This window comes from Paenibacillus sp. FSL H7-0735 (assembly GCF_038008505.1).
Taxonomy (GTDB): domain Bacteria; phylum Bacillota; class Bacilli; order Paenibacillales; family Paenibacillaceae; genus Paenibacillus_AQ; species Paenibacillus_AQ odorifer.
In genome coordinates, this window is sequence record NZ_JBBOZH010000001.1 from 4,824,664 (window position 1) to 4,843,908 (window position 19,245).

Genomic DNA, 19,245 nt, shown 5'->3' on the forward strand with positions numbered 1-19,245 from the left:
CATCCCACTTTTACGTTTACTTTTGCTTTACAATTTCAGCAACTTCTTCCGTAATCTCTTCCCCGCCCATACTCTTCCATTTAGCTACAAACACATCAAAATCACTAAGCGGTGAATCACCCACAATAATATTTAAGAACGTCTCATTCTCCAGATTCTGCAGTTCCGGCCACTTGGTCTTCATAAGTCGGGTGTTCCCATAAAAGACCCCACGCACTCCCTCTATAGCAGTTGAGGTTAACACAGCTACTCCATATTTATACGCATTCGCTGCTTTCCAGCCTTCAAGATCTTTTTTGGGCTGCTCTGTTTCCGCTACCCATTGATCATAAATGAGCCGGGTATCAGAATTTAATGTATCCGGGTCTATCTTTCCGTGCAAAGCCTGCTGGATATCAGCATAATGTTTCTCAATCGCATCCCTATAATCTATCAAAAGATCGAACGGATAATAAGCACGCAGCTGAATGCCTGTCTGCGCAGAGAAATCACCCAGCTTTTTTACCTCCTCTTGATTAGGATCTTGTCTTCTTTCGAGTCTTGTAAACACGTTCAATTGCTTGATTACAGCCTCTGGATGTTCAAACCCTTTACGCACAACAAGATATCGATCTGTTACCGGAGCCAAATGAGCGACAAACTTACCGGAATCATCAACTGGAGCTGCATATGCTCTCCATTCTGCCTTCGTATCCAAAGCCACTGCCTCTGACAAAGGATAATAAGGCATCCACCAAGGACCAAAAAACATCCCTGATTTACCTGTAATAATAGGCTCCTGAGTTTCCTTATATAGTGCAAAGTCCGGATCCAGCAACCCGTGTTTATACCAATCAGCAAGTTTAGCAAGCGCTTGTTTGGTTTCTGGTGTAATGGAGCCATACACGATATTTCCGTTGTTATCCTTAATCCAATTCGTGGGGAAAGCATGAAATGCACTAAAAACAGCATCCAGACCATTAACTAATGGTTTAGTTCCATATACGATATTTTTGTAGCCGCTTAGACCGACGGTATCTCTTTTTCCATTCCCGTCAGGGTCTTTTTCAATAAAAGCTTTGGCAATTTTCTCGATGTCTTCAAAAGTTTGTGGAGGTCGCAGCTCCAGCTTCTCCAGCCAATCCTGACGTACCCAGAGCAGCACGGGAGAGTCTGCATCAATAGCTACATTCGGTAATCCATATAATTTACCGTCGCGGGAAGCGTCCTCTAACGCCTCTCCCTTTGTAGAATTGTACATATCCTTGATAAGTTCAGATCCATATATTTTATATGTCTCTGTCAAATCTTCAATCATGTCATTATCAATTAATTTCTTCAATTGATCCCGATCCACAACCATGGCATCAGGCAAATCGTTGCTATCAATGGCAAGCTGCACCTTTTGCGTAAAAGCATCCTCACCCTTCGCTTCCCAGGAGTGAACCACTTTGATATTCGTAATGCTCTCTAAATAACGGGTGATTGGATTGTTATCGTTGCTGTCACCTGTATTAAGTCGCGAGTCGGGAACCTTAAATCCCACCCGGATCACAATCGGATCCTCATATTTACTATAAGCGATAGAAGTATCTTCATCCCCTGCCTGAGGGCTTGCAACTGAATCTACAGTACCGATATTGTCACGACATGATGTCATTCCAATGACCATAAACACTAGGAGGATAGATTTCCAAAATTTCATATTTGGTTTTTCCCCTCCGCACGGAATTCACTTGGTAATTTACCAATACGTTCTCTAAACAATCTGCTGAAATAACGATCATCCTCAAAACCGGACCGCGAAGCAATCTCACAGACGGGAAGTGTAGTCTCCAGCAGCAGTGATTTGGCAAGCTCCAGCCGCATTCCCCGTAAACATTCACCAAATGTCTCTCCGGCAAAACGAGCGAAACACTGGCTGAAATAACCACGGCTCATATTAATGACGGCTGCTACGTCGCTCTGATTGATTTTGTCACCTGCATGGCTCTGCATATAACGAACTGCGCGAATAAGACAGGACATAACCTCTTTAGTTAATCCAAGCTCCAGCATTCTTCGTCCCACATGATCAGAAAATCGCCGCAGCCAGTTCTTCCAATGACACCAGTTCAGATTATGGGAAATGTCCTTTTCCAGTTGAGCAGCATCTTCAGGCTTTAAAAGTAAAGAACTCCAACTTTGTATTAGAGAGTGTGCAAACGCCAGAAACTGATCAGAACGGGGTTTCTGCTGAAGTATGTTTGCTACAAATTTCTCCCACTCCTTTCCATCAATTGTCCACTTCAAATTCTGTGCTTGCTCCAACAGATTATCCGCCTCTTGTTTTGAATAGGGAGCCCCTGGTTCCTTCTTTATGTCTTCATATTTCAATGAGGTCAAATCCTCAGGTTCAGGATGATAAAATAGAATACGGCGTAATTTCGCAGTGAGCTGTTCCTCCAGTTCCTGCAACGGTTGATCTCTCAATCCACTGATCAGTGCGGTCTGCCATCGTCCGGATAGCTGGATCTTTAGTTCACGCTTGCTCTCATCTATTGAGAAACGATGCAATAAGGGCGACATCCACATCTCATGAAAAGTAATAAGCGGATTATTTTTCACGCTGGACAGCTGAAATAATTCTTCTTCATTGCATTGATGATTTAATGGCAAATATAGCAGAGCCTTATCAGCAGCCATACGTTTACTCTCCCCACGAACCAGAGCATCCCGCGTATTGTCCTCCCATTTAATACGATCGACAAGACGTCTGATAGTTTCATCCGCATTTTCCATCTCAAGCAGTGTTTTTACAATATAGTCAACGGCACCTAAACGCATAGCCTCCTGAACATAGTCAAATTCATGATGACAAGTAAGGACAACACAGCGAATACCTGTGAACCGTTGTCTAACCATTTTAATAAGCTCGAAGCCTGAAATGCCGGGCATGGTCAAATCCACAAATAATAAATCTACTTCCTGCTGTTGAAGCAGCTCCAAAGCAGATTTACCATCACCTGCCTCCCCAACTATAACAATCCCTAAGGATGACCAATCAATCAGGGATATGAAGCCTTTTCGCACGAGTCTCTCGTCATCGACAACTACAGCCTTAATCATCGAAGTCCTCCTTACCTTTCCTCGGAATCACAATGGATACAACCGTACCTTCTCCTGGCTTACTGAACATCTCTAGCTTCATTTGTTCTCCATAATAGGTTCTAAGCATCCGGTTCACATATGAAAAACCAATTCCAAGTCCCCGTTTTTTTGCTCCATCATCAGACAACAGCTGATCTAATGTATCTGCATCCATCCCAGCTCCGTTATCTTTTACACATAACTGAACTTCTCCTTCACCATGTTTCATTATCTCAACATCTACCTTGCCATTATCGCTTAATCCATGATAAATCGAGTTCTCCACCAGAGGCTGAAGCAAAAATCTCGGGACAGCCACAGACAATACATCCTCATCAGCTTCAACGTTAAATTCAAATTCATAATCATAACGAATACGCTGCAGCTCCATATAATTTCGAATCGCTTCAATTTCCTCGCCAATGGTAACAATGATGCTTTGCTTGCCCAGATTATAATGCAGCACCTTTACAAGAAGAGTGACCAGCTTGTCGATCTCCTTCTGGCCGTTTAACCGGGCCATCCACTGTACCGTATTTAAGGTATTATGCAAAAAATGAGGATTGATCTGGCTGAGCAACTTCTCAATCTCAAATTGGCTTTTCTGCTTCTCATTATGGGCAACCGCAACAATCAGCTCATTCACCTGTTTTTTCATCTGCTGAAAGTTGGTAAGCACAAAATCAAATTCTTCCACATTCGTATAGGCTACCGGAGCGGTAACATTTTCCGCCATTCGGTTGATTTCAAGGTTAACCTTACGCAACGGACCATAAATTTTCCTCCAGATGATCCAAGCCAGAAATCCGGCAAAAAGAAGGGTGGAGAAGGCAAGTAAGATCATTTTATAAAACCAAGAATAAATTTCACTGTTGAATTCTGATTTTTTCACAACGGCAATAAGTTTCCAGCCCTGAGGACTCGCGTAACGAAACAGATGATATCCACTAAGCGTTTCATGGGTGAGATTAGAGTTGCTTCCCGCAGCTTTAATAATACTTAGCGGAAGTTTGCCGTCGATCACTTTTGTACTGTTACCTTGCTGATTAACCAGCAGATGATTTACTTTCATCCCGTAGGACTCCTGATTGAAGATTTTGCGAAACAAACTATAATTCGTCTCCAAATAAATATAAAGCTTATGCTGGCCCGGCACACGGACAATCCGCTGCTCCGAGAACACGAGATTGTCACCAACAGCGTACATAGTGGGGTGTGGTCCATAATAGTCAGCCCCGTTATATCGCATAAAGGACGGCAATGTACTGATATCAAAATTTCTGCGTGCGCTCATGTTGGTAAACAGAACGGGATCATCGCTGTCCGGCATAATGTAGGCTGTAAGTCCAATATAAGGGTTCGTAAAATTGACTAGATTGATCTTCTGGTTGATGGAATTCATCATTTGCGATTTGCGAAAAATTTGTTTTTCCTGAATAAATGAGGACATCTCCTGCACAATCTGACCGTCCAGAGCAAACTGCTTGGAGGCAAAATCCATATTGTCGATGGCATTCTCCAGGCTTGAGGCTTCCTGTCTCAGACTAGCGCTGATCCCGTTGCCAATTTTACCTGAAAGGATGGAGTAAATAGAGGTGTAGGTTACGAATCCTACTAAGAGAAGCGGAAGTAGTGTTCCGATTACTAGATAGATAAATAAGGTATTGCGTAAGGATTTGACAGCTGGAGTATGACTCCGCAGGGGTACTCTTACCATCTGGATTATCCTCTTCTTTCTATCTGAAAGCGTTTTATATTAATGTGAGAATACCACATTTATCCTTAATTGAATAGAATAAGGCAGAACAGCCTCCACGCCGCCCCGCCTTATTTTATAGTTACTAGCCGTGTTTATTTAACGCTTTTACGGGCCTCGAACAATTCCTCAGCCTTTTTAATCGAGAAATCCATAACTTCGGAATAACCAAGACCATTTACCTTATCATGCATTTCTTTATTCAACTTATCATATTCCGCTTGATCTTTAGCAAAGACCATTTTCCAGGAAATCTGTTGAATAACCGTACCGATTTGTTTATTCTTTTGTTCCACTGTTTTATCCATGGTTAACGGCTCTTTGCCAGTGAAGCCTTGTGGTGCTACAGCCAATAGATTGTTTTTCTCAAAATACTCCTTAGGAGTCAGAACGCCCATCTTCGCTCTCCAGTCACTATCAAGCTTGGAAGGGTTACGTTCCAGGGTTGTTGTCCACAGATTATGATCGAATGGCTCACTATTCTCTGGATTCACCATCGCCGGAACCACAAACGAGAAGTTCATTTGATTGGAGCCATAGTAGTAGTCACCACCGCCGTATTCAGCAGGAACTTGAGTATTCTGTTGATCAGTATAAGCTTTCCAACCAAAATCAGTCACTGCAGGTTTGCCGTTTGCATCAATATCCCAGGTCAGACCTTGAGGTCCGTTAGGTACTGCTGTACCACTTCCTGCAGAAATCATTGCACCTTCCGGTGTGTACATCCAGTTAATGAATTCCATAATTCTAGCAGGTTCCTTAGCTTTTGCGCCGATTGCAATAATACCGTTACCACCGTAAACATTGAAGCCTGTGGAATACATCAATTCATCTTTGAACGGAACTAGCGCAAAACCTTTACCTTCGGCTGTTCTTTCTGGTGTATTGTAGTTAGCAGCTCCTAGCCATGGGAACCAAGAGAACAATAGACGACCATCTTTGTATTTCGCTACAACATCGTCGAATTTTTGCGTCATAGAGTCCGGATCAACCAGCCCCATTTGGTTAGCTTCAAAATACAGTTTGAGCGATTTCATGTACCAGCTATCTTCGGATAAAAAGTCATAATACTTTTCTTCATCTGCCTTAACATACACAGCAGTATCAGGAATTTCGTCATAGCCCATCATGTTTGCGAACTGTTTAGCCAATGTCATTTTATAGTTGCCATCCCAATCAGACCACATCGAGAAAGCATAGGTTTTTTTGCCTTGTTCGTTCTTAGGCTCGAGCTCTTGCATTTTTTTCAGCACAGGCAGATAATCTTCAATCTTTGTAATTTCTGGCGCTCCAATTTGTTGGTAAAGATCAAAGCGCAGGTCTGGACCCCAAGTCATATCTTTTCCTTCAGAAGGTCCGGATGGGTTAGAAGCTACGCTGTTCCCCATACCAAAGACTGATGATCCACCGCCAAAAGCTACCTTTGCTTTCTCAATAGCTTTTGGGAAAGTGCTAGAAATGTCTTTTCCGTATTTGTCCAAAAGACCGTCCTGTGTCCAGTCCAAGAGCAGCTTTCCTTTGATGGCATTTGGATAGTGGTTCTTGTCGTCACCGAAAATAATGATATCTCCAAGATCACCGGAAGCCATCATTGCAGAGATTTTGGTATCTCCACCAGTCAGGTTTGAAGCTACAATGTCCATTTCAATGTTGAACTTATCCTTGATGATTTTTGCAAACCATCCGGTCTGTGGACCGGCATAGTTAGCGGTTGTTGAGAATACAGTCAGCTTCAGCGGCTTGGAATGATCAAGCGCTCCGTCATCCGGTGCTGCTGTCTCCTCCGCCGGGGCATTTGTGGCAGCCGACGTAGGTTTCTCTGTGCTCGTGTTTTTGCCCGAATTAGCCGTATTATTCCCCCCGCCACATGCTGCAAGAACGAAGACCAGGATTACGGATAGCATGACAAGCGATGCTCTTCTTAATCTCATTGCTTTATACCCTCCCTTTCATCTCTTCACTTATAGTTCAACTCTGCTTATAGCAGAGGAAAACCCAGTTCTGGTCCAGAGCGGCCACCCATCAGCCTTTAACCGCACCGATCATAATTCCTTTGACGAAAAAGCGTTGGAAGAACGGATATACGATCAAAATCGGCAATACGACGATCATCGTTACAGTCATCCGCACAGAGGTTGGAGTCTGCATATTTGCTGCACTAGCGGCCATATCTGGTGAATTACGAATTAAGGCTGCGAGCGAGCTGGATTCGTTCAAATAACGCCATAATAAGAACTGGAGCGTAAAGTATTTCGTATCTGTCATTAGAAACGCCGTATCAATAAAGGCATTCCACTGATTCACCGCTGAGAAAATCGTAATCGTAGCCAAGATAGGTGTTGTAAGAGGAACAATGATACTCCAGAACACCCGGAAGTAACCTGCTCCATCCATTGACGCCGACTCCTCAAGTGAGGGCGGAATAGCCTCGACGAAGGTTTTGACCAAAATGATATTAAAAGGAGTAATAATAGTTGGCAAAATATAAGCCAGGTAATTATTAGTCAGATGCAAGTTATGCATGGTGATATACCATGGGATCAGCCCTGCGCTGAAATACATCGTGACTACAACACTGCGGTACCAAATACTCCGGCCCCACATTTCCTTTTTGGTGAACAAGTACCCAAGAAATGCCGAAGATCCAACGGTGAGCAAAGTACCAACAACTGTTCTATAAATAGAGACTGTCGCCGCATGACCTAAACCACTGATTCTTAGAACCTTACTATAGTTATCAAAATGGATCTGCCTTGGATAAAATTTGATATACCCCGCTGCGCTAAGATCATTCGAACTGATCGTATTAATGAACAAATAGTAGAATGGATAAATGCATGACAGGGTGAACAATCCAAAGAGTGTGTAGATAATAATTTGAAAGATTAATTCTCCAGAAGTTAGTTTTTTCTTTCTCAAATGGGATCACCCCTGCCTTAAATGATAGATTCGTCACGCACCATCTTGGATAAGGTGTTTGCCGCGAACAGTAGAATTACACTGACGACCGACTTCAGCATACTGACAGCAGTGGCAAACGGAAAGTTGTTAGCGAACGCAATATTGTATACATAAAGATCCAGCACTTCTATGGAATCTTTATTCATCGCATTTTGAAAGGCAAAGTACTGCTCCATCCCGTTATTGACTAGGTTACCTATGGAGAGCAGCAGTAGGACAAAGAAGGTTGGGACAAGACCCGGAATGGTAATATGCCAGATTTTACGGAACCGGCTTGCACCATCCACCTCAACGGCCTCGTACAATTCTTGATCAATGCCTGCGATTGCAGCAAGATAGAGAATGGCACCCCAGCCTAACGATTTCCACCAATACCAAATAATCATCGTGACCCAAATATTCGAGCTGGAGGCTAAAAAGTTATAACCCTCATCAACGATTCCAAGCTGCACTAAAATATGTGTGATGACCCCGTTATCAACGGAGAACAACGAGAAGGCCAATGCATATACCAGAATCCAGCTGATAAAGTTCGGAATCGTGGTTAGCGTCTGCACCATCTTGCGATACCAGCCTGACTTAATCTCGGTCAGAAAAATCGCAAAGATCACTGGAAATATCGAGGTAATTAGTCCAAGTGAACTCATGGCAAGAGTGTTCTTCAGCACGCGCACAACCTCTGCGGTCTGTGTTGGATTGGATACAATCGTCTTGAACCATTTCAACCCGACATATGGCGTGTCAGACAACGGTATTCCGGGAATGAAATCATAAAATGCATAAATCCATCCGCTGATCGGCAGATAATAGAAAATAAAGGTGACAATAAGAAACGGAAAAGCCATGAAGAACAATTTATGTTTGTTCTTCATCTTCCAGCGGGATCGATGAACCGGATCGACGCTGGGAAGTAATTCACCAGAAGGTACCCCCATGTCGGAATCTCCTATACCCAGATTTTGATTACGTTTTCATAGTATCAGAACCTTTATGTATGGCGAGATAGAACACAGAACGGCCTCACTGGAGAACCGTCTGATGCTTGTGAACCAAATTCGCATATATTTCGACCATTTTCTACCTAATCACTGTGGGTCTAGTGATGGAGAGCCTACATGCCTTTTGGCTTATAAAAAGCGGCAGGATGACGGGAATTCCCCTCATCCTGCCGCTGAAAGAAATGGTTTCTAAGGGGCGCTTGGGAGCTATGGGCAACTAGACCCTCCTCGTTCCCTACATCAACTATGGTACGTTTTTCCTCTTCATCTGCTACATCAACTATGGTGCGCTTTGTCCTCTTCGTCCGCTACATCAACTACGGTGCGCTTTGTCCTCTTCGTCCGCTACATCAACTATGGTGCGCTTTGTCCTCTTCGTCCGCTACATCAACTATGGTGCGCTTTGTCCTCTTCATCCGTTATGGTCTTTCACACTTCATAGATCTTGCATCGGACCCAGATGCACTTATTTCCGGGATTCAACACATTTTCTCGTACTATCGGACTCAGGTGCAGCTATTCACACAAATATAGTCCAAATATCAGCAAATTCAAGCCCATAAGAGCAATACAGTCCGAAACTACGGCAAAGTAGCTCAAAAATCAGCAATAGCGACTATACGGTCCGCAACACTCCACGCATCATTTTTTGGCACACTTCTATCTAGAATTCATCACATTTTCTTGTACTATCGGACTCATTCTAGAATCCATCACATTTGCTCATGCTATCGGACCCAGATGCACTTATTTCCGGGATTCAGTGTTTTTCCTCGTGCTATCGGACTCAGGTGCAGCTATTCACACAAACATAGTCCAAATATGAGCAAATTCATGCCCATAAGAACAATACAGTCCGAAACTACCGCAAAGTAGCTTAAAAATCAGCAATAGCGACTATACGGTCCGCAATACACTTCATGCAGCGAAATCAGGCACACTTCTATCGAGAATTCATCACATTTGCTCATGCTATCGGACTCATTCTAGAATTCATCGCATTCACTCATACAGTCTGACTCATTCTAGAATCCACCGCATTCCCTCATGCTAACGGACCCAAATGCACTTATTTCCGGGATTCAGCGTTTTTCCTCGTGCTATCGGACTCAGGTGCAGCTATCCACACAAATATAGTCCAAATATGAGCAAATTCATGCCGATAAGAGCTATACAGTCCGAAACTACGGCAAAGTAGCTAAAAAATCAGCAATAGCGACTATACGGTCCGCAACACTCCACGCATCATTCTTAGGCGCACTTCTATCAAGAATCCATCACATTTGCTCAAGCTATCGGACTCATTCTTGAATCCATGACATTTGCTCATGCTATCGGACTCATTCTTGGATTCATCGCATTCCCTCATGCCGTCGGATCCAGATGCACTTATTTCCAGGATTCATCGCATTTACTCATCCTTCAACGCAGCTCCCTTACTTCGAGGGTTCATGCTCATTTGTACTCCCAACCACACATAAAAAAGCAGCCTCTCAAATGAGAAGCTGCTCCATCACTTTACAACCATAGTTTGTTTACACCAAATCACTGCATTCCGAATAATACGCACTATTTTCCGCTCATTATTCGAATGCCCAACGTCTTCCGCCACAGCCTAATGCCCGGGCGTCTGAACTTCCACCTCCGCGGAGGCATCCATTTTCTGACGCCCCATAAAAAAGGAAGCCAGCAAAGCTAATGCAGCTGGAATAACCGCCCAAGCGAAGGTGTTCGCAATGGAAGAGGAAAGTCCCTCTGTAATTTTGCTCAAAATTTCCGGTGGAATGAGTGCTCTAGTCTCAGGCGACAACAGGGAATGCGGATCTTTAAAATCCATAACCCCAGCAGCCCCCGCAGAAGCAGCTCCTCCTCCATTTGCTGTGAGCAACTTAGTTAGACTGCCCGAGAAATAATGGCTTTGAATAATGCCAAATGTGGTAATTCCAATGGTCATGCCAAGCGAACGAATGAAATTCAGTGTTGCGCTGGCGGAGCCGCGTTGCTGCGCAGTCAGACCATGAATAGCTGCTGTGCTTAACACAGAGAAGGAAGCGCCGATGCCCAATCCGATTAAAATCATGTACAAGGTAACCAAGAGACGTGAAGCTTCCGGAGTAAGCGTTGCTACCAGTCCTGTGCCGATCACCAAAAGTACAAACGTAGGTATCAGCAGATTGCGGTAACTGGTTTTTGCCATCAGGAATCCTCCCGTTGTGGCGGTAATTACTGAGCCGACCATCATCGGCAGCAGGACAAGTCCTGAATTGGTAGCCGAACCCCCTAATACACCTTGGATAAAGATCGGGATATATACGGAAGCCACGATAAATGCAGCACCGCTAAATAGCGCGCACAGAATGCTGACGGCGTACAGTCTTTTTTTGAATAAAGCAAAGGAAATGATCGGCTCTTTCGCTCTCGTCTCCACAAAAAGGAACACTGCCGCCAATATAGCAAAAGCTGCAAATAAGCCGAGGATCATCGATGAGCCCCAAGCGTACTCTTTTCCACCCAGCTCCAACGCAAACATTAAGCAGATGACAGAGCCCAGCAGTGTGCCCGCACCCAGCCAATCAATAGGTTGTTTAGAATGCTCGTGTGATTCTTTATAAAAGAATACGACCATCACAAAAGCCAACAGTCCAAGCGGCAAGTTAATATAAAATATCCACTGCCAAGCAATATGATCGGTGATATACGCGCCTAGCAATGGACCAAAAATACTTGATAATCCAAACACCGCACCAAATGCACCGCCCAGCTTGCCCCGTGTCTCCAGTGGTACGGCGTCGAACATTATGGCAAAAGCAATCGGCACTAGCGCGCCGCCTCCAATTCCCTGAACCGCCCGATAAGCAGCCAACTGAGTAATTGTATCTGCCGTCCCGCAAAGCGCCGAACCTGCCATAAATACAATAATCCCAAAAATAAAAAACTTTTTACGCCCATACATATCAGACAGCTTGCCAAAGATAGGCATCCCCGCCATCTCAGCTACGAGATAAGCTGATGTTACCCAGACAAATTTGTCCATACCGCCTAGTTCCCCAACAATATTGCCCATTGCTGTAGCAACGATGGTGCTGTCCATGGAGGCCATCAGTATTCCTAACAGCAGACCTGCGATAACAATGCCCAGATTGGGCGCTTTGGCAGCACTCATTTATTCCACTCCCCATTGTCAAAAGATCTATAACTATGTGTTACAACTTCACTTGATGCCTCACTATTGCATTCTTGTGAATCTCCAAAACACTACGGTATTCCACAGTATCAATCTCACAGTCCACACCGATGATTACCCGATCTCCTCTGACAATATTTGCTTTTGTATTATTCAGCTCTATCGTATCGCCTTCAATGAGCCCAGCCTCAAAAAGCACTTTAGGATTCTGCTTCATCAAATGCAGGAATTTTCCGGTCTTGCTTTTTTTGATCGTTAAAGCACTGCCTCCAACCTCTTTCGCTCTACTTATTCCATATAAATTGATCTCCAGTTGCTCCGCACTTAGCAGTCCTGCCACATTGAGAGCGCCCGAAATACGCAGATGTTCACCTTCACAATCACCATTGACCTCCAAATTACCATTAAGATGAATATCGTCGATTTTTACGGAGGTTGCTTTAATTTCACCCTGACCCCGCAAGGAATCCCCTTCAAGATTACCCAAAAGTGTCATCTCACCGGTTATTTTCATTTTGGTCATTAGCAGGTTTCCATCTACTCTGGCATTTCCAGTCAGGCTCAGCTTCTCACAATCTACATCACCTGCAAAATGACCTTCCCCAGTAACTTTAATGTCCCGAAAGAAGCCTCCCGCTGAGGTCGTTGTGCCTATTATTTTCAAATTACTCCGAGTTGTTTCTTCAGTCACTGATCTTCTCCACCTTTCCAACCTTTGCTTCTGGATGTACTGTGATCTGATCACGATACTCTATCCGTTCGATAGTACAGCCTGGCCCTACAATCACAATATTGCCCCTGATAACATCCGCTATTGTATACTCTAAATCAATAAAATCTCCTTCAATAGTCCGAGCCCGCAGCTCCGATCTTAATTTAGGGATGATTCCACTTAACATTTTGCTCCAGACTCCACTATTCGTTTGCCGGATCACTAGACTCTCCACACCAATTTCATGCGCCTTTCCCTGCCCTTGCAGTTTGAAGTCTACATGTCCTGCACTAAGTAAACCTCCGACACTAAAGCTTCCTTCCCCCGCAAAATCCTCAAGCTCACAATCACCCTTGATATTCAGCATTCCATGAAGAGTGCAACTTTCTCCCCGAAAGCTCTCACCGACAGTAATCATTCCATCCACCTTTAGGGAGTTAAAACGCAAATGTCCCAGCACTTTCATCGTCCCATTGCATTCCGCTTCTTCCGCCGAGAGATCATTCTTCAAATTCATATGCCCATTTCCTTTAAAAATTCGCGTCACAATGGGTCCCGTTACTTTGCCTACACCATCGATTTGCACACTGTTATAAGTACCTCCTGCCCCCCCGCTGACTCCGTTTATAATCAGATCCGGCAGCTGTCGTTTATCCATTACAGTAACCCCCTATTCAACAAGCTTAAAAGCAAGCTTACCTTTCAATTGTTCTATTACATCTGCACTGAGTATTTTACTGACCAGCTTTACCCCTTCATCGAACCATAACTCCGCTGGTGCCTGAGCCAGAATAAAGGATGACACCCCCATTTTGCGGATAAAAAACAACTCCCAGCTGTCACTCTCAAGATTGGAGGCTTTATTCATTAAGGTTCGAAACAGGAGCTCTGCTTCCTCCATATTCATCTCCCCTGCACTAAGCAGGCGGTCTACAGCCAATAAATAAGTGAGCTGATCGAAGCTATATCCATTCTTGACACCAAGCCTCTCTCCAAATTTCCCCAGTGTCACTGACGAAACAATGTTACGTTCTATAATTTCCGCAGCAGATACACTTACTCTGTCAAAAGAAGCCTTATCTGATAGCTTATCAGCCATTTCATCCAAAGAAAGTCCATCTTTCATATTCACAATATTATCGATACGGGACAAGATCATGTCTTTTGGAAAAAAAGTCTCCTGTCCAGTAAACGTAGATTTACGGATAAACCATTCCTCTGGAATCAACTGCTTCCGCTTCCAGCGGTACAATTGCCCATAGGATATACCGGTTAATTCCAATAGCTGCTTCTTCGAGATCAAATCCTCTTCCATGCTTATCACTCCTTGAAGCCATCGTAACATAACACTGTTACGTTGTAAAACCAATAAAATAAACTCACCTCATACCTACCTACGCTAGTAACCATCGAGTCCTAACGTCTCCCCCAAAGATTTTAAAGCATACCTTAAGAGCAGACCTCCGTCTTGAGAAGGATTTAACGGTTATTCACTATTTTCCCCACAAAAAAAGACTGCCCCCGCCGCTTATAAATGGCAGCATGGAACAGCCTTCTCTTAGAATGATTTTTACGAACTGCTAATCTTACTGAACAAAAGTATAATGTGCTGAATCATATTGCGGGCCGGATTTCTCATAAGTGAACCAGTACTCAATACTGCTGCCAGCGCTTAATCCACTCACCGTCTGCTTCCATGTTCCTGAGTTATTAGTCATCCGGTAATTAAGCTGGGAACCACCGCTAATCTTGTAATGTACATCTACATAAAGAGCACTGGTTACAGGTGTAATATAGATACTCGCCTCTGTAGCAGAAAGTCTCGTTACCCCTGCTGTAAAGTCAGCCGTCACATGATCACCGCCTCCGCTGCCTCCAGTGGAATTAGTAGTAACTGTTGCGGTATTACTAGCGGAGGATAAATTACCTGCTGCATCCGTAGCTTTTACTGTAAACGTATAGGCTGTGCTTGGAGTAAGTCCACTAACAGTAGCTGTAGTTCCCCCCACAGTGGACACCTGCTGTGTTCCGCGATAAACAATATAACCTGTAACGCCAACATTATCGGTAGAAGCGGACCAGGTTAAGCTAACTCCTGTATCCGTCTTACTGGTTACCGTTAGATTAGCGGGAGCGGTTGGCGCGGTTGTATCCCCAGTATTACCACCACCCGTCAAATATTGACCTGTGAATGGATTAAACCGGTGCAGGGACATTATTAACCAGCCTGTGCTGGAAACACAGTTTTGCTGCGCCATCACCCAATAACTGTTGCTGGACCCTTTCAGCGAGTAGGGAATACCCCCGAGCGAAGCACCGCTTGTGCCTTGTTTTTTAATAATCTCTGTATTAATGGCGTCTGCCTTTGAGGCATTGCCTTGCAGATAATAAGCGAGTGACATGAATGCGCTTCCTTCAAACCATACGTCAGCACCCGTATTGCCAATTTGATTTCCGTTATCGTCATACGCCGGCAATACTTCGTCTGTCCAGTCAAAATCGTATCCGGTGAGCGTATTCCCAGCATCATTGTAAGTAAGCGTCTGCTTGTAACGCGGATTTGCTAGTGTTCCCGGGGTGCCGGAGGCATTTTCCACATAGGTTAAGCTTGCGCCGTAGTTATGGGCCCCGGATACGCCTAAAGCTAACACTCCCCAAGGGTTCACGTCTAAAGGTATTTTGGGGTCGATCAGATTTGTATCGTTTTTCCAGCCCCCCTTGAAACGTTTGACAGTGTCATCCCACACATAATTATCCAGGAAGGTTTTGACTCCAGAAGCCGCACTGTTATAAGTGGCTGCCTTTGAGGAATCCACCGAAGCATAATACTGCAATACCCGGTAAATATCGATATTGTGCTCGGTTGAGCTCCAAGGCTCATCGGAATTACTCCAACCACTCCATCCTCCTGCAATACTGCCATTAGCCTTTTTATACTGTAAACTCCAATCGAGTGCTTTAAGTGCCATCGGACGATACCGTGTATCATTATATTGCTTCTCATAAGCCATAGCAGCCATTGCCATCCATACAACGGGTCCCACATGTTTACGGATTTCTTCTCCGAAGCCGTTGTTATACCAATAAGAATTCAGCCAGAAGCCGGAAGGATCTTGAATGTCCCGCATTTTGTTCAAAACCTGCTCTGCCCGCGTCCGTTCACCCTTTACAATAAAGGCGATAGCTGCAACCGCTTGATCATACGTGTATACAATCTGTTTGGGGTTGTTCGGTCCCCAGAAATCTTCAAAGCTATCTACCAGTCCCTCAAAAGCATACCCCGCTGTTGCATCCTGCTGGGCTTTCAACCAGATTAAAGCACGATTTGAAGCGTCACTTGCAGCATCTGCATTCGCTTTTCCACCAAAGGGTAGAGCTACCCCAAGCACCAGCAAACTTGTCATTAAGATCGAAAACAGCTTCCTCATCTTCATAACTTTCCTCCTCTTAATCATGATGAACTAGGCAATGAGAGTTCTTTGAAGCATAAAAACTAAAGCGTTTTCAAACAGCAACAACAGGGACTTTTGAATATTTCACCATGGTAATTGTCCTCATTTTCAGGCTTAGAAACCCGTTCGTCAACGATTTTATGTAAATTTTTAACTAAATGAGGCGAAACAACCAAAATTGCCATTTGAGAAACCATACGAAAGACCAGCATCTTTTTTATGAATTCATATTTATGAAGGCAAAACAAAAAGAGCAGACAGCTCCTTTATAAGGATTCTATCTGCTCTTTACTATTTATCTCTATACTATTCTGCTTTATCTTCGCCAGCAGTTTCAGCTGCAGCGGGTTCAGCAGTATCTTCTTCTGTTGGCTCTTGCGCTGCTGGAGGTGAAATACGGACAATCAAAGTGTCCTCAGGCGTCAATACTTCCCAGCCTTCATGCTTCGGCAAATCAGATACCAGCAATTGATCACCAATATCTAGTCCACTGATATCCACTTCAAAGGATGCAGCTATTTTATCTGGAAGTGTGCGAATATCCAGCTCATGCAATTCAATTTGTTGCACACCGCCGCTCTTCACACCTACTGGTTCACCTGTAAAGTGGAACGCTACTTTTGTATCCAATTTGGCCTTCATATCAATCTGCTGAAAATCAATGTGCAGCAGTTGTTTGGATATTGGCTGACGTTGGATTTCTTGAATAACCACGTTCTTTTTGCCCGAGTCTGGCAATTCCAAAGTAAGAACAGCCCGTGGGTTGCTGGCTAAAATACCTGAAATTGTCTTAGCATCCGCTGTAAAGGACTGGCTATCTGAACCTGCACCGTACACGACTACCGGTACAAAGCCTTTTCTGCGCTGTGAAGAAGTCGAGCCGGATCTTTCTGTCAAACGTACTGTTGTATTCACGATGATTCCTCCTAAGTAGGGATTTTATACTAGACCGATTAGATATGTACGCCTAACCTAACCACTCTCTAATTACCCCATTGACCTGGCTTTGAAACCTCTCAAGACTTTTGAGCCCAGGCAAAAATAAGGTCAAATTGTATTATTATACAATTCAACATTAATTATTCATGTCTTAGGAGTAAATCATTGCTATATTTGTGACAACTATCAAACTAAATGACAAGCTACAAAATGGTTACTGCCAACATCACGAAATACCGGGATTTCAGATCTGCAAACCTCTTGCGCAAAGGGACAACGGGTATGGAATTTACAGCCAGAAGGCGGGTTCACCGGACTCGGAATATCTCCCTTAAGTACAATCCTTTCCCTTTTCAGCTTTGGAATAGGAATCGGAACAGCCGACAGCAGCGCTTTGGTATACGGGTGGAGCGGATTCTTAAACAGTTCATCTCTTGAAGCCGTCTCCATCATAGAGCCCAGGTACATGACACCGATTCTTGAACACAAATGCTCCACAACACTCAGGTCATGGGAGATAAACAAATACGTTAACCCTCGACTCTGCTGGAGCTTACTGAATAAATTAATAATCTGTGCTTGGATGGAAACATCCAGTGCTGAAACTGGTTCGTCTGCAATGATCAGCTCAGGATTCAAAACAAGCGCACGGGCGATCCCGATCCGCTGCCGCTGCCCCCCGGAGAATTCATGCGGAAAGCGATCAATATGATAAGAAGATAAACCGCAAGCCGCTAGCGCTTCAAGCACCAGATCTCGCACCTCGGACCTTGAGCATAAACCATGATCCAGTAAAGCTTCACCAATGGCATCACCTATACGAACCCGTGGGTTAAGAGAGCTATAAGGATCTTGGAAGATCAACTGCATTTGGGGCCTAATATTGCGTAATTCAGCAGGAGACAGGGAGTGAATGTCTATCCCTTTGAATTTGATCTCACCTGCCGTTTTATCCGTTAGCCGTAAAATCGTCCGTCCGACTGTACTTTTGCCGCTCCCAGATTCCCCTACAAGCCCAAACGTCTCCCCAGGTTGAAGTGTGATGCTAATATCGTCAACAGCCTTTACATGCCCAACGGTTCGGTTAAGCAGCCCCTTAGTAACAGGGAAATATTTCTTTAAATGATTGACCTCAAGCAGTGCCTCAGGCATGAACAACCGCCTCCTCATACAACCAGCAAGCTACCTTTTGTCTGCTGGCCACCTCTTTAAGCCGGGGCTGCTGGCTGACACATACAGGCATGCAATGCTCACAGCGGTCATGAAAATAACAAGAGGGCACCAGCTCAAGCGGATTTGGCACTTGACCTGGAATGGAATACAGCTCATCCTGTCGCTGATTGATTACCGGCTTCGATTTGAGCAGCCCTTTTGTATAGGGATGTTTGGGGTTATTGAACAATTCAACAACTTCCCCCTCCTCCACAATCTTTCCGGAATACATAACAATCACATAATCGGCCATCTCTGCCACTACGCCAAGATCATGGGTGATTAGTAGAATGGACATGCCCGAGCTATCTTTAATTTCACGCAGCATATCCAGAATTTGCGCTTGAATCGTTACATCCAGCGCCGTGGTCGGTTCATCAGCAATCAAAAGTTTTGGACTGCAGGCAATGGCAATAGCAATCATGATCCGCTGCAGCATACCTCCACTTAATTCATGCGGGTAACTATCAGCAATTTGCTCTGGTCGTGATATGCCTACCTGCTTAATCAGTTCAATCGCCCGGATACGCGCCTGTTTCTTGTTCATCTTCAGATGTACAATCAGCGGCTCCATGATTTGCTCACCGATCTTGATTACAGGATTAAGGGAGGACATGGGCTCCTGAAAGATCATCGCGATTTCATTCCCGCGGATGGTTCGCAGTGTGTTTTTGTCCATTTTCAACAAATCCTCACCCTGAAAATCAATTTTCCCTTGGGCTACCTTGCCCCCGGGTTCCTCAACAAGCCCCATGATGGACATCGCGGTCACGCTTTTGCCGCAGCCCGATTCTCCAACGATACATACCGTCTCTCCCTCGCGAACACGGAAGCTTACATCATCAACGGCTTTCACTTTTCCTTCTTCCGTGAAGAAGTATGTACTTAGACCGTCTATATTCATTAAATCACTCATCTGAGGG

The 19,245-nt window shown here is 44.3% G+C and carries 14 protein-coding genes; all 14 read right to left on the bottom strand.

Translation table 11 applies throughout. The features are described 5' to 3' along the window. Positions 1 to 16: 16 nt before the first annotated feature. The 14 genes from NSS82_RS21985 to NSS82_RS22050 all read right to left on the bottom strand — a co-directional run bounded on the left by NSS82_RS21985 (position 17) and on the right by NSS82_RS22050 (position 19,238). The gene (locus tag NSS82_RS21985; protein ID WP_051491407.1) at positions 17 to 1,684 is read right to left on the bottom strand and encodes an extracellular solute-binding protein; all 1,668 of its coding nucleotides are present in this window, start codon (positions 1,682 to 1,684) and stop codon (positions 17 to 19) included. After that, positions 1,681 to 3,087 carry a response regulator transcription factor gene (locus NSS82_RS21990; RefSeq protein ID WP_076106488.1) on the bottom strand — a complete coding sequence of 469 codons (1,407 nt, stop codon included), beginning with the start codon at positions 3,085 to 3,087 and terminating at the stop codon, positions 1,681 to 1,683. The genes NSS82_RS21985 and NSS82_RS21990 overlap by 4 nt, the downstream gene beginning before the upstream one ends. Next, entirely contained in the window at positions 3,080 to 4,825 is a 1,746-nt protein-coding gene (locus tag NSS82_RS21995; protein ID WP_036685760.1) for a sensor histidine kinase, read from the bottom strand. Before NSS82_RS21995 ends, NSS82_RS21990 begins: the two co-directional genes overlap by 8 nt. A 134-nt stretch (positions 4,826 to 4,959) precedes the next feature. After that, the gene (locus NSS82_RS22000; protein WP_036685758.1) at positions 4,960 to 6,795 is read right to left on the bottom strand and encodes an ABC transporter substrate-binding protein; all 1,836 of its coding nucleotides are present in this window, start codon (positions 6,793 to 6,795) and stop codon (positions 4,960 to 4,962) included. A 91-nt stretch (positions 6,796 to 6,886) separates the two neighbouring features. After that, positions 6,887 to 7,783: a carbohydrate ABC transporter permease gene (locus NSS82_RS22005; RefSeq protein WP_036685756.1), complete on the bottom strand. Its 897-nt coding sequence runs from the start codon at positions 7,781 to 7,783 to the stop codon at positions 6,887 to 6,889. Between the two features lie 17 nt (positions 7,784 to 7,800). Then, complete coding sequence (locus tag NSS82_RS22010) at positions 7,801 to 8,760, bottom strand: ABC transporter permease (RefSeq protein WP_036685755.1); 960 nt, start codon at positions 8,758 to 8,760, stop codon at positions 7,801 to 7,803. A gap of 1,678 nt (positions 8,761 to 10,438) precedes the next feature. Then, positions 10,439 to 11,986, bottom strand: coding sequence for an MFS transporter (locus NSS82_RS22015; protein WP_076273017.1), 1,548 nt, complete (start codon positions 11,984 to 11,986; stop codon positions 10,439 to 10,441). A 40-nt stretch (positions 11,987 to 12,026) separates the two neighbouring features. Continuing rightward, the gene (locus tag NSS82_RS22020) at positions 12,027 to 12,698 is read right to left on the bottom strand and encodes a hypothetical protein (protein WP_076104472.1); all 672 of its coding nucleotides are present in this window, start codon (positions 12,696 to 12,698) and stop codon (positions 12,027 to 12,029) included. After that, positions 12,691 to 13,377 carry a hypothetical protein gene (locus tag NSS82_RS22025; RefSeq protein ID WP_076104471.1) on the bottom strand — a complete coding sequence of 229 codons (687 nt, stop codon included), beginning with the start codon at positions 13,375 to 13,377 and terminating at the stop codon, positions 12,691 to 12,693. The genes NSS82_RS22020 and NSS82_RS22025 overlap by 8 nt, the downstream gene beginning before the upstream one ends. 12 nt (positions 13,378 to 13,389) lie before the next feature. After that, the gene (locus tag NSS82_RS22030; protein ID WP_076100120.1) at positions 13,390 to 14,034 is read right to left on the bottom strand and encodes a YhbD family protein; all 645 of its coding nucleotides are present in this window, start codon (positions 14,032 to 14,034) and stop codon (positions 13,390 to 13,392) included. A gap of 271 nt (positions 14,035 to 14,305) precedes the next feature. Beyond that, a complete protein-coding gene (locus NSS82_RS22035) occupies positions 14,306 to 16,153 on the bottom strand; it encodes a fibronectin type III domain-containing protein (protein ID WP_076100118.1) in 1,848 nt (615 codons plus the stop codon). A 324-nt stretch (positions 16,154 to 16,477) separates the two neighbouring features. After that, positions 16,478 to 17,086: a 50S ribosomal protein L25 gene (locus NSS82_RS22040; RefSeq protein WP_051491406.1), complete on the bottom strand. Its 609-nt coding sequence runs from the start codon at positions 17,084 to 17,086 to the stop codon at positions 16,478 to 16,480. 210 nt (positions 17,087 to 17,296) lie between these two features. Further along, a complete protein-coding gene (locus NSS82_RS22045) occupies positions 17,297 to 18,262 on the bottom strand; it encodes an ABC transporter ATP-binding protein (protein ID WP_036685744.1) in 966 nt (321 codons plus the stop codon). After that, complete coding sequence (locus NSS82_RS22050; protein ID WP_036685742.1) at positions 18,255 to 19,238, bottom strand: ABC transporter ATP-binding protein; 984 nt, start codon at positions 19,236 to 19,238, stop codon at positions 18,255 to 18,257. Before NSS82_RS22050 ends, NSS82_RS22045 begins: the two co-directional genes overlap by 8 nt. Positions 19,239 to 19,245 lie beyond the last annotated feature (7 nt).